Genomic DNA, 12,735 nt, shown 5'->3' on the forward strand with positions numbered 1-12,735 from the left:
CTGGCCGGCCCCGTGGGCTCAGCCCGCCGGCCTGGCGCCTTCCGGGTCGCGTCGCTGGGCCGGTGCCGTGGTGCGGTCGGCCTGTGATCCGGCTGTGGGCTCGTGCGTGTCCGGGCGCAGACACTCGATCAGGTAGTCGCCGGTGTCGGGGTCGCGGACCACTCCGTGGGTCTCGCTGTGGAACCCGGGGAAGCGGCGGTCGAAGGATTCGAGCGCGCCGAGGTACCGCAGCAGCGGGCCGTCCTGGCCGCCGGTGCTCTCGCCCGGCATGAGCACGGGGATCCCGGGCGGGGTGACGGTGACCATGGCGGCCGCGACGCGTCCGGACGCGTCGGTCAGCCGGACCCGTTCCGTGCCGCCGCGGATCAGGCGCTGGTAGCACAGCTGGGGTGGGGCGACGGGCTCCGGGAGTTGCCGGAAGGCGGTGTCCAGCAGGTCGACCAGGCGGACTTCGCGCAGGTGGTCGTGCATCTCCTGGCACAGCTCGCGCAGACTCCGCCCGGAGTAGCGCCGCGGGTGCTCGGCGACCAGCGCGGGCAGCACACGGTCGAGCGGGGCGTCACCGTCGTAGAGGTCCTTGAAGTCCATCAGGGCGTCCAGCAGCGTGCCCCACTTGCCCTTGGTGATGCCCATGGAGAACAGCACCAGCGTGGTGTAGCTGTCGGTCTTCTCCACGACGATGCCGCGCGTGCCCAGGTACGCGGTGAGCACCCGGGCCGGGATGCCCCAGTCGGACATGTCGCCGGTGGCGCCGATCCCCGGGCAGGTCAGGGTGACCTTGATCGGGTCGAGCATGCAGTAGCCGTCGGTCAGCCCGGGGAAGCCGTGCCAGTCCGCGTCGGGCTCCAGGTGCCAGCAGGACGGCTCGGTCCGCAGCAGGTCGGCCGGAGCCTCGTCGAAGGCGAGTCGTACGCCGCTCGCGGGGTCGGTCACCTCTCCCGGCTGCCACACCCCGAAGAACCAGGCCGGCCGGTCCCCGGCGGCCTCGATCCGGCGCCGGATGCGCACCATCTCCTGGCGGAACCGGATCGCCTCGGTCACCGCCTCGTCGACCAGCCAGTGCCCCTGCGGACCGTCCATCATCGCCGTGGCCACGTCCAGCGAGGCGATCATCGGGTACAGCGGGGACGTGGTGCCGTGCATCATCAGCGTCTCGTTGAACCGATCGTGCTCCACCGGCGCCCGGGGCGCGGGCCTGACGTGCACCATGGCGCTCTGCGACAGCGCCGCCAGCAGCTTGTGGGTGGACTGGGTGGCGAAGACCGTCGGCCGGTCGGGGCCGGGGAAGGCCTCCTCGTCCACCGACATGCCGTACCGGCCCGCGTAGAGCGGGTGGAAGCGGGCGTACGCGAACCACGCCTCGTCGAAGTGCAGCCGGGGCGTGCCGGCGGCGAAGGCCCGGGCCGCCGCCACCGCGTCGTAACACAGGCCGTCGTACGTGGAGTTGGTGAACACCGCGTACTGGGCGCGCGACGACACGGCGTCCGGCGTCAGCGGGCTGGCGGCGATGCGCGCCGCCACGGACTCCGCCGCGATCTCGGCCGGCGGCAGTGGTCCGGCGAGGCCGTAGCCGTTGCGGGTGGGGACGAGGTACACCGGCCGGGCGCCGGAGACGACCAGGCCGTGCAGGACCGACTTGTGGCAGTTGCGGTCCACCAGGGCGATCTCGTCGCGGGTCACGCTGAAGTGGCCGACCAGGCGGTTGCAGGTGGAGTCGCCGTGCAGGACGAAGTAGGTGAGCTCGGAGCCGAAGACCCGTGCGGCGTTGCGCTCCGCCTCACCGATCGGCCCGGTGTGCTCGAACAGTGAGCCGAGCTCCTCGACCGAGATGGACAGGTCGCTGCGCAGCAGCCGCTCCCCGAAGTAGTCGTGGAACGCCCGGCCCACGGGCGACTTCAGGAAGGCGACGCCGCCGGAGTGCGCGGGGGTGTGCCACGAGTACTCGTGCGCGTCGTCGAAGCGGCGCAGCGCCTTGAAGAACGGAGGCAGCAGGGCGTCCTGGTAGGCGCGCGCGGCGGTGGTGATCCGGCCCGCGATGAACGTCGGTGTGTCCTCCAGCGGCCACACGTAGCCGACGACCGACTGCGACACCCACAGCGGCAGGTCGCGCAGCCCCTCGTCCGCCATCACCAGGAACACCGGCAGGTCCTGGAAGCGGCGCCCGATCCGGCGCAGCACGGCCGCACCGCCCGGTTCACCGTCGGTTTTCCGTCCGGGCGGAAGGTCCCAGGCGACCACTGCGGCCGCGAGGCCGGCCTCGGTCCGCAGCACCGCTTCGGCGTCCGTGACGCTCACGACCCACCGGACCTGCAAGCCGCGTGCCCGGATCGCCTCGGCGATCCTCACCAGCTGCCCGGCCGCGGCGTCCCCGTCCTGCGGACGCTCCGTCACCGCCACCAGAACCGTGCTGTCGGTCATGCCGCTCCCCTCCCCCGGTGGCCCGCGCCACCCCGTCCAGTGTTCGCGGGCCCGCCCGCACGATCGGGTGGGCACAGGGCCAAACCACTCCATCGGTCCAAAACGCCGGCGCGGCGCTGACCGCGCACTGCCGCGCGGGGTGCGGCGGCCGCAGGCGAGGCGTGGAGACGTCGCCCGGATCCGGCGTCTGCGTCGTGACCGAACCGCCCAGGGTCAACGCGCGGCGGTGAGAGCGACCGTGCGGCCACCTGAGCCGGCGAGGACGTGCTGCGCACCGGGGCTCCGGGCCGTGTGCGTCAGGTTCGGTTGTCCGAGACGGAGCCTTGGCTGCCGGTCAGGGCGCGGTGCAGGAGGGGGAGCAGGCGGTCCCAGTGGCGCTTCAGTCCGAAGGGGCTGAAGGCGTCGGTGTCGGACATGGTGAAGCCGTGGACGGTGCCGGGGTAGATCTCGGAGGTGTAGCAGACGCCTGCGGCATCCAGGGCCCGGTTGAGTTCGCCGAGGGCCTCGGGTGTCATGTCGCCTTCCGCGTGGCCGAGGTGGACCTGGGCGGTGAGCCCGGACAGGAGGCCGGGTCCGTCGGCGCCCACGGGGCCGTGGAATCCGGCGACGGCGGCCACCTGGCCGGGGTGAGCAGCAGCGGTGCGCACCGCCAGGAGGCCGCCTATGCAGTAGCCGGTCACCGCGACCGGGCCGGCGCCGGCCTCGGGTTGGGTGGTGAGGAACCGGAGGTAGGCGTCGGCGTCGCGAAGGACGCGTTCGTTGGTGTGCGCCTCGAGCAGGGGCATCAGCTCGGCCATGACCTGCTGCCGGGCCTCTTCCCCGATGTGCTCGGGAAGTTCTGCCACCGGTGCCGGGCCGTGCCGGTAGAAGAGGTTGGGGACGAGCACGTAGTACCCGTGCCCGGCCAGTTCCCGGGCCATCTCCCGCAGCACGGGCCGGATGCCGAAGCCGTCCGGGTACATGAGCACCCCCGGGTGCCGCTCGCCTCGGTCGGGGTAGGCGGCGAACGCGTCGGCCAGGCCGTCCGCGGTGGGAATCTGCAGCGTCTTGATGGGCATGGACTCTCCTGTCGTGGTTGATGTGTCGAGCCTGTGATCAACACGACGGAGGCGGAGCCCGCGCAGCAGCGCAGGATTCTCGACCGGGCAGCGGGCCCGCACCGGCCCGTACGGCGCTCAGAGGAGCACCGGGTCGCCGATCCGTGTGTGGCGCAGTGCCGTCCCGGTATTCATGCCCACAACATAGACCACGGTCCTGATCAGGGAGGGGTGATTACAGCGGCACGTAGGCCAGGTCGCAGTCGACGCGTCGCCGCCGGCGGGCCGCGGTGAGCCAGGGGTGGTCGGCTCGGACGACGGCGCCGAGCCCCTGCACGGCCGTGCGCTGCAGTGCGTCGGCCTCGGCGCTCCGGCCGAGTCCCCGCAGGTCGAGGGCCAGGTGAGCGGTGCAGGACAGGGTCAGCGGGTGTCGCTCGCCCGCGACTTCGGCCAGCAGCGACAGGTTGGCCTGGTCGATCTCGCGTGCCCGCTCGAACTCCAGGCTTGCGTAGGCGGTGCTGGCCCTGCCGATCGCGAGGGTCAGCGTCGCCGGGTGGCGGGGTCCCACCGTTGCCTCCAGCCGGTGCGAGACGTCGTCCTCCATGTCCTGGGCCTGGTCGAGGCGGCCGAACGCACGCAGGGTGGCCGCCAGGTGGGCCCTGACGACCAGGGTGCACAGGTGGTCCTCGCCCAGGCGTGCGGCGAGGCGCTGTGCGGTCGTCTCGTCCAGCCGGCGGGACCGGTCGAGGTCTCCGGCGAGGCGCCTGTCGACGGCCGCGCCGACCGCGGCAGACAGTGATGCGGGGTGATCGGGTCCGTAGCGGGCCGTGCAGCGCCTCAGTGTCTCCTCGGAGAGCAGGGCGGCCTCGGCGAGTGCGCCGTCCCGGCGTCGGCAGACCGCGAGGTGGCCGGCGGTGCGCAGGGTGAGTGGGTGTTCCTCGCCGAGTTCGGACCGCGCCCAGCGGTAGAGGTCCTCCTGGAAGTCGCGGGCGCCGGGGTAGTCGCCGCTCTCCCGCATGTCGACGGCGACCGCGTTGAGGCTTTCGAGGGTGAGGGGGTCGCTGGGCCGCAGGAGCAGTTCGCACCGTCGGGCGTTCTCTTCGTCCAGCGGCAGGGCCTGGGCGAACTGTCCGCACAGCCGCAGGTCGGCACCCCAGCCGTGGGTGGCCCGCAGCGCGAGGGGGTCCTCGTCGCCGAAGAGGGACCGGGCCAGCTCGGTGGCCTCCTCGTCGAGGTCCCGTGCCTCCTGGAACCGGCCCTGGTGGCGCCGGGCATCGGCCAGCTCGCACAGGGAGTCGACCAGGTCCCGGGAGTCCGGCGCGGTCCGGCGCGACACCTCCAGCGCTTTCTCGGTGAGCGGCGCGGACTCGGCGATCCGGCCGGCCCGGCGCAGCAGCATCGCGTAGGTCTTGGTGATGCGCAGGACCGCGCCGTTCTCCTCGCCGGAGGCCGTCAGCCAGGCGGCCCGGGCCTGCTCGCCGAGGGCGGTTGCGCCTTCGTGGTCACCGCGGTGGTGCAGGAACAGCACGGTGTCGTGGACGAGGGCGCGCAGCTGCGGGTCGGTGCTGGTCACCGCCTGCGAGGCGAGTACGTGCGGCAGCAGTGACCAGTAGGCGGACCATTCCTGCGGCACGGTGTGGGGGCCGGGCCTGGCCGCCGCCAGCAGCCAGTGAACGCTCTCGCGTGTCCGCTCGCGCTGCTCGGTGGTCATCCGGGCCGGCAGCAGCGTGTGCAGGAGCCGGTGCAGTCGCAGGGTGCGGGTCCGGTGGTCGGCCTTGGCCAGGGCGAGCCTGCCCAGGGCCCGGACGGAACGGGCCTGCTCCACGGGGTCGTCCAGCCGGTCGCCGTCCGGCGTGTCACCGGCGGACCGGCCCGCGTGCAACAGGTCCAGCGGGATCGGTTCGGCGGCCATGGCCGCGCAGCGGTCGAGCAGCCGGCGCGCGTCGGGGTGTGTCTGCCCGAGCCGCTCCAGTGACACCTCCCAGGCCGCGGCCAGGGCGGCCGGCAGTCCGGGATCCGCCCCGAGCGCGCCGGCGGCCGCGAGCTGCCCTTCGAGCAGCCCGAGATAGACGTCGGCCCCCAGCCCGGTGTCCTCCAGCCAGGCGCCCGCCTGTTCCAGGGCGAGGGGCTGGTCGCCCAGGGCCTCGGCGAGGCGGTCGGCGTCCTCGGCGGGAAGAGCGGACGCGTGCTTGTGGAGCAGGAGGACCGACTCCTCGCGCTCGAGGACGCCCACCGTCACCGGGGTGGCCGCCCGCTCCCAGGAGCGGTTGCGGGAGGTGACGAGTATTTTTCCGGGTCCGCCGGCAGGCAGGTGGCGGCGGACCGTCTCGACGTCCTCGGCGTTGTCGAAGACCAGCAGCCAGCGGCGGTACGGCGTGCCGGTGCGCAGTGCCTGGAGCACGGCGGGTACGGCCGCGTCGACGGGGAGAGGTCCGCGGTCCGTGTCGTCGGCGCCCAGCCTGACCGCCAGGTCGGCGAGGCCGGCGAGGACGAGTCCGTTCCGCTCGGCGGGGATCCAGCAGACCAGGTCGTAGTCGCGCACGTGCCGGTAGACGTATTCGAGGGCCAGCTCCGAGGTGCCCACGGCGCCGGAGCCGTGGCGGGCGTCCGGGAGCAGGCACACGATGTCCTGGGTCGCGAGGCGGTCCGCCAGCGTCTGGAGCTGTGCCTGTCGGCCCACGAACCGCGCGTTCCGTGGAGGAATGTTCACCGTGACGGCGGGCGCGGGCGGCTGCTCGGTGCCCGACGCCGTCACCGGGGCCTCGGCGGCCGGCCCGCCGGACGCGTCCGTGCGGGGCTGCTCCGTGGGCGGCGGTGGACTCGCGACCGTCACCGCGGGCATGTCTGCGGGGGCACCGGCGGCCTGGATCCGGCGGGCCCGCTGCGCGTGCACGCCTCCCAGCGCCCGCATCACCGCGAGTTCGGGCCGGCGCCATCCCCGGGCGGTCGCCGGGTCGGGCAGCGCGGTTCCCAGCGGGTCGTACAGGGCCGCGCGCAAGGCGGCGCCCTGTTCTCCCGCCGCGGGAAGTTCCGCGAGGGTGCTGACGACTCTGACCAGTTGCGTCCGCGTCGTGGTGGCGAGCAGCGCCTGGCGCACGCCGTCGGCGAACTCGGGCCGGCCCGTATCGGCGTCGTCCCAGTCGATCAGCCCGCCCATGAAGATCTCCGCGAGGTGCTCGGCCGTGGTGTCCGGCATCATCCGGCCGCGCAGCTGCTGGATCAGTTCGAACTCGAAGGGGGCCGCCGCCAGGTGGGCGGCGAGCCGGCGGGCGGACGGCGTGGCCAGCCTGAGGAAGCTGCGTACGGCGTCGTGTGCGGCGCGGGGGAACCGCGGGGGCCGCAGTCCGGGCGCGGGTTTCCCCTGGTGCAGCGATCCGGCCACCACAGCCGGAAGGGCGCGGCGTACGCCTCGTTCCCCGACGACCAGATCGGCCCATGCGGCGAGGGATCCGGGTTTGATGGACAGTACGGGCACGACCAGGGCCTCGTGGCCGACCGGCGGCAGGGGGCGCAGCGGATCCGGTCCGCTGGGCGGCGGCCTGAGGAGGAGGCCCGGGTTCGCGGCGCCGAATCCTCCTGACTCCAGTACCGCGTCGTGGGGATGGAGGGAGGAGCGGCGCCGCAGGTGCGGGGGCAGCAGGTGGAGCAGGGCGGTGGGGCCCGCCCGGCCCAGGAGCCGGAGCAGGTGGTCGGCGGCCGGGGCGGCCCAGCCGGGTCCGAGGCCGTCGGTGACGACCAGGAACATCCGGTCCTGCCTGCCGTCGACGATCTCCCCCAGGTCCGCGGTCCTGCCTGCCGCGCTCCAGCGCAGCGTCGGTGCGCCGGCTCCGGCACCGGGCATGTCCAGCCGGACGGTGCGCAGGGACCGGAAGGCACCGCTGTGCTCGGCGGCGGTTGCCAGGGCGGCCGTCTCCTGCTGCCAGACGGTCATCGTGGGGCCGTCGTCGACGAGGACGACCAGGTTGAAGGCCCTGTCCCGTCCGGGCCTGAACGACGGTACCCACAGTTCGTCGGCGACCATCCGCTCGGCGGTGAGTTCCTCGTCCAGCAGCAGCTCGTGGGAGGACTCCACCCGCCGCCCGAGGCGGTGCAGGGAGCGGGAGAGCAGTGCGGAGCGTTGGGCCGGCCGGCCGGGCCCCGGGACTCGCGTTGCGGGCAGGAGGGGTGACTCGACGAGGACTTGGACCGGGCCTTCCGGTTCGAGGGCCGGTCCGGTGGGCGCGGCACTGGAACCGGCGGCGTCGCCTGCCGGCTGCCGGCGGGCATCGGGCGGCGGGGCGGCGGCCGGCGGCGGGCCGGCGGCCGCCCGGTCGTCGTCCACCGGGGCGGACGGCTCCGGGGCGATGCGCCCGGCACGGCTCCAGTGGGCGGCCAGCCACAAGGCGTCGGCCAGCTCGTGCCAGTGCGGAGCGTTTCCCGCCCGGTCCCCCTCGGCCGGTGCCGGCTGCAGCGCCGCCGGCTCGGCGGCTGCCGCCCCGGGCAGGTCCTCCGGTCCTGGCGGGTCCTCCGGTCCTGGCGGGCGCTCGCGGGGAAGGCCGTTCATCAGCGGCCTTTCGTCAGGTCCCGCAGCAGCATCTCCATGAGATGGCGTCGCGCGCCGTCGGCCTGGAGGGCGCCCTCCGTGGTCAGCTGCACCGCGTTGAGCAACTGGTCCAGCGAGTGTGTCCCGCCCGACCGGACCCGTTCGACGAAGATGTCGATCAGGTTCTCGGCGTCCGACGGCAGCGCCTTGAAGTGGCTCTCCACCATGGCGAGCAGCTGCGCCCGGGTGGGAGTCCTCATCTCCAGGGGCAGACAGCGCCGGCGGAAGGCCGCCGGGAACTCGCGTTCACCGTTGCTGGTGATCACCACGACGGGGAACTCCCGGCACTCCACCCGCCCGTGACGCACCACGGCGTGCAGCCCCGGGTCGCTGGTGTGCACTCTGGCCGTGTCGTCCGGATGGCGCACCAGTTCCGGAATCTCGTAGCTGCCGTTCTCCAGCACGTGCAGCAGGTCGTTGGGCAGGTCGATGTCGCTCTTGTCGAGTTCGTCGACGAGAAGGACACGCGGGCGTGCGTAGGGCAGCAGGGCGGTTCCCAGGGGTCCCAGGGTGATGAAGTCGCCCAGCGCGGGCAGTGGCTGGCCGTCGTCGCCCGGACCGGACACCGCGTATCCCGGGGGCGGCTGGTGGCCGGCCCGCCAGGCGGCGATGGCCTGTGCGCGGCCGAGGGCGTCGTGCGCGTACAGGCCGTCGCGCAAAGTGGTGCGGCTGACGATGTTCCACTCCAGTACCCGTCCGAGGCCCAGTTCCCGGGCGATCAGGTAGCCGAGCGTGGACTTGCCGACCCCTGGCGGGCCGCTGACGAGCAGGGGCCGGCGCAGCACGAGGGCGGCGTTGACGACGTCGATGGTCTCCTCGTCGAGCTGTGGCACGGGGTCCGCGTGCCCGAGACGGCGGCGTGCGGTCTCTTCGTCGTCGGGAGGCGGGGGAAGAGGCGGCCCGCCGAGGAACCTGCGCCAGGGCGGCGCTTGCGGCAGGGGGCGGGGTTCCCCGTCAGGAAGAGAGCCGGTGGCGTGGAACACCCGCCAGGTCCGCCCGTCCGTCGGTGTCGTCCCGCTCATGTCCCGCTCTCCTCGCTGTCGATCGTGAACATGTCGACGTCCGCGTCGGTCTCCTGGACGTCGACGAGCCGGGTGGGGTCGTCCCAGAAGAAGGCGATGCTCCTGCCCAGCAGGAGCGGGCCCTCACCGCGGAGTTCGGCCTGCCGTCTGAGCCGGTGAATGGCCACGGGGATCTGCTCGGGCGTCGGGACGGCGGCGAAGACGGCCCCGACCACCTCCCGGCGCTCGGGCGGGAAATGGCCTCGGCGGTCCCAGACCGCGAGTCCGATGCCCTCCGCGATGGCCGTCTTGAGAGCGTCCATCGCCGCGCCCCCGTCCGGCGCGTCGAGCACGGCCGCGGTGCGTCGGGGATCGCCTGCCAGACCGGCCTGCCACCCGGCCTGCCGCTGGGCGTCGGTCTGCTGCCATTCGTACACGCTGACTCCGTGCGTCTGCAGAGTGCGCCACCGTTCGCGCCACTGGTGCCGGACCAGGGCGTCGTCGCTGCGCATGCGCTCCAGGCTGCGCAGGTGCACGCCGTACTTCAGCCCGAGGGGCAGCGGCCTGCCGTCTCCGGTGCGGAACGCCAGCCCGGCCACATCGTGGTTGAGCAGGTCGTAGGGGAGGACGAACTCGACGTACGGCGGTGGTGACGCGAAGCCGGTGGACGGCTCCTGCGGCAGGGATGCCAGACGTGCCATCTGGCGCAGTGTCTGTTCGACCGCCGCGCCGAGGCCGTCGAGGGTGGTCGTCGCCGGCTCGGCGGGCAGGGGGTTCCAGTGACCGGGGACCGTGTTGATCCAGGGCCGGACGGTGATGTCTCCGGTGCCGTCGCGGGCGGGCTCGACCACCACCAGGAGGCACCGCGGGATGGAGGGATCGCCTCGGGTACCGGCACGAGCGGTCCGCCGGTGTTCGAGTTCGCCGAGCAGGCCGGATCTGCTCGCCCAGTCCTCCGCCCAGGCGGACAGGGCCCCGCGGCGGCCCGGGGACCGCACCGTCGCGGCCGCGTGCTCCATGAGCAGGACGGCCGGCGGCAGCCCGTCCGGCTGCACGTTCCACTCCAGTACGTGTGACAGAAGTTGTGCCGGGGACAGACCGATGGGGAGGTCGAGGCCGGTCTCGTCCGCGAGCCCGTCGCGCAGGCCGGTCCACGACAGTTCGTCCTCCGCCTTGTCCAGGAGGGCACGGGCGGTGGCCACATCCCGCTGGGACAGGGGGCCGTACCGGTGCGGGGCCGGGTCGGCCGGGCCGGCCGCGGGCGCGATCAGCCGCTCGAGTTCGTCCGAAGCCGCTGCTCCCTCGAAGACCTCCACGACCGACACGAGCACCCGTTCGCCGCCGGGCACGCTCAACGCGGTCCGGACCAGCGAGACGACGTCCTCACGCAGCCGTACGCCGCGGAGGTCGATCGGGACGCCCAGCTGCTGCGCGAGCACCTCGGCGAACATCAGCCGCCCCTGCGCGTCGTCCATACAGGAAAGACCGCCCAGTGCCTCGACCAGACCGGACAGCAGGGCGAGACCCGACGTGCTCTCGAACTGCTCCATGCCGCTGACGACTTCACCGACCTTCCCCGCGGAGCCGGTACACCTGCCCGGCGTGTGAAGCTAGCACGCCGGCCGCAGGTGGACGGGTGACTTGCCGACATCCGACGCGCGGCAGCACCGGCCGGCGCGGGCGGTCAGGCACGGTTCGCCGCCGCCCGGCGGCGCCGCAGAGCCTCCGACAGTCCCGCGTTCGCGGCCCAGGTCCCGGACCAGGCGGCCAGGGCGGAGCGGTGCTCCGGCGATCGCACGAGGCGGGCCGCGCACTCGACGAGCAGCACGGCGGGGGGCAGACCGTCCGGCTGCGCGGTCAGCTCCAGCGTGTACGCGAAGAGCTGCTCGGGTGACAGGCCGGCGGGCAGGCGCAGACCGCTCAGCTCGTGGACGAGGACGTCCCGCAGACGGGCGGCGGGCAGTTCGGCGGCGGCGTCTCGCAGGCGGGTCCGGGCCTCGTCCTCCTCCTGGGCCGAGAGCACCCGGGGCACCGGGGGGCCGGGCGCGGCGATGATCCTGCCGACCACCTCGTCGGCCGCCGGGGACCCTTCGAGGATCCGCACCACGTCGGCCAGGACCTGCTCCCCGCCCGCCGTGCTCAGCGCGGCACGCACCAGGGTGACGGCGTCCTCGCGCTGTCTGACCCCGCGTAGCTCCACCGGACGGCCCAGCAGGTCCCCCAGCAGAGCGGCGAACTGCGCACGCCCCTCGCGTTCCTGGAAGACCGTCAGTCGGCACAGGGCGTCGACCAGGTCCGCCATCAGTGCGAGGGAGCCCTGTGCGCGTCCCGGTCCGTCGGCCTGTGCCCCGGACGCGTCGGCAGGGGGGCTGCCGGCCTCGTCGAGGAGCCGCCGCAGCTCGCGGCTCGGCACGTCCCCTTCGAAGAGCCGTACGACGCGGACGAGTGCGTCCGCCCCGTCCGCCACCGCCAGCGCGGCACGCACCAGGGTCACGACGTCCTCGCGCTGTCTGACGCCCCGCAGGTCGACCGGGCGGCCCAGCTGCCCCGCGAGGACGGAAGCGAACGACGCCCGGTCCCGGGCCTCCTCCATGCACGTCAGTGTGCACAGGACGTCGGTCAGGCGCAGCAGCAGGTTCAGGCTCCGCGCACGCCTCAGGTCTCCCCCGCGGGCGGAGCCGATGATCTGCTCCGGGGACGTGCCGCACTGCGCCCATGCGATGCCGGTGGAGGCACCGACCCTGACGGCCCGTCCCTCCGCCGGGATCGGCGCGATGATCTCGTTGCGCAGGCGTACGGCGAGGTTGGCGGCCTCGGCCCGGTCCAGCCCGCCCGCGAGGACCGCGAACTCGTCGCCGCCGACCCGGGCGACGGTGTCGTCGTCCCGTACGGCCTCGCGCAGCCGGCGGGCGACCTCGACGAGAACGGCGTCGCCGGCGGCGCGTCCGAACCGGTCGTTGACGGTCTCCCATCCATCGAGGGAGCACAGGACCATGGCCAGGCCCCGCTGTCCGGTGTCCGGATCCTCCGAGGGGGCACCCAGGTGCGTGTGGTGGGGTTCGTCGTCCGTGCGCGGGTCGGCGCACAGCAGGCCGGACAGCTGTGCGCGGAGCGTGGGCCCGTCCCTCAGGCCGGTGAGGGGGTCGTGCCGGGCGCGGTGGGCGGACGTCAGGTCGCGTACCGGAAGCGCGGTCCATTGCCGGGGGTGGCTGCGTGCGGTCACCAGGAGGTGCCCGTACGCCCCGATGCGGTCCCGGAGACCGGTCGCCTCCGCGGCGTCCGTGACGTGGTCGAGGACGAGCAGCCAGCCGGGGTGGGACTCGAGCCACCGCAGGGCGCGTTCGGTGGCGTCGGTGCCCGCCCGGCCGGAGGCGGGCACCGGGAACAGGGCGTGCGCGATGCTCGCGATGCCGTTGTCCACACCGTCCGGCTCGCGCGCGTCGATCCACCACACCAAGGTGTGGTCCCGCAGGTGACGGTAGGCGTACTCCAGCACGACGGTGGTCTTGTCCGACCCGGCGGGCCCGCAGAGCACCACCGCACCGAAGGCGCTGCGGCCGGCCAGTGTCTCTTCCACCCAGTCCACATCGCGCTGGAGTGCGGGCAGCCACCGCACGGCGCGGCGCTCGGGCAGGTTGTGCGTGCCCGGCGGCAACGGCTGCGCACCCCGGCCCGCGCCCCCGGGACCGTCCTGGCC

General features: G+C 73.8%; 6 protein-coding genes and 1 pseudogene. All 7 read right to left on the reverse strand.

The features are described from left to right. Positions 1 to 18: 18 nt before the first annotated feature. Positions 19 to 2,418, reverse strand: coding sequence for an Orn/Lys/Arg family decarboxylase (locus H0H10_RS15075; RefSeq protein ID WP_188181433.1), 2,400 nt, complete (start codon positions 2,416 to 2,418; stop codon positions 19 to 21). A gap of 296 nt (positions 2,419 to 2,714) precedes the next feature. Beyond that, positions 2,715 to 3,476, reverse strand: coding sequence for a dienelactone hydrolase family protein (locus tag H0H10_RS15080; RefSeq protein ID WP_188181434.1), 762 nt, complete (start codon positions 3,474 to 3,476; stop codon positions 2,715 to 2,717). A 214-nt stretch (positions 3,477 to 3,690) separates the two neighbouring features. Then, on the reverse strand, positions 3,691 to 7,998 hold the full coding sequence (fxsT, locus tag H0H10_RS15085) for an FxSxx-COOH system tetratricopeptide repeat protein (RefSeq protein ID WP_188181435.1): 4,308 nt from the start codon (positions 7,996 to 7,998) through the stop codon (positions 3,691 to 3,693). Further along, positions 7,998 to 9,059 carry an AAA family ATPase gene (locus tag H0H10_RS15090; protein ID WP_188181436.1) on the reverse strand — a complete coding sequence of 354 codons (1,062 nt, stop codon included), beginning with the start codon at positions 9,057 to 9,059 and terminating at the stop codon, positions 7,998 to 8,000. Before H0H10_RS15090 ends, fxsT begins: the two co-directional genes overlap by 1 nt. After that, positions 9,056 to 10,588, reverse strand: coding sequence for a VMAP-C domain-containing protein (locus tag H0H10_RS15095; protein ID WP_188181437.1), 1,533 nt, complete (start codon positions 10,586 to 10,588; stop codon positions 9,056 to 9,058). Before H0H10_RS15095 ends, H0H10_RS15090 begins: the two co-directional genes overlap by 4 nt. Before the next feature lie 134 nt (positions 10,589 to 10,722). After that, a complete protein-coding gene (locus H0H10_RS39940; protein ID WP_309141811.1) occupies positions 10,723 to 11,724 on the reverse strand; it encodes an effector-associated domain 2-containing protein in 1,002 nt (333 codons plus the stop codon). Further along, positions 11,710 to 12,216, reverse strand: a pseudogene (locus H0H10_RS39945) (GGDEF domain-containing protein); the annotation flags it as partial. The pseudogene H0H10_RS39945 and the gene H0H10_RS39940, both read right to left, overlap by 15 nt. Positions 12,217 to 12,735: the final 519 nt, after the last annotated feature.

Source organism: Streptomyces griseicoloratus (genome assembly GCF_014534645.1).
In the GTDB taxonomy this organism is placed as follows: domain Bacteria; phylum Actinomycetota; class Actinomycetes; order Streptomycetales; family Streptomycetaceae; genus Streptomyces; species Streptomyces griseicoloratus.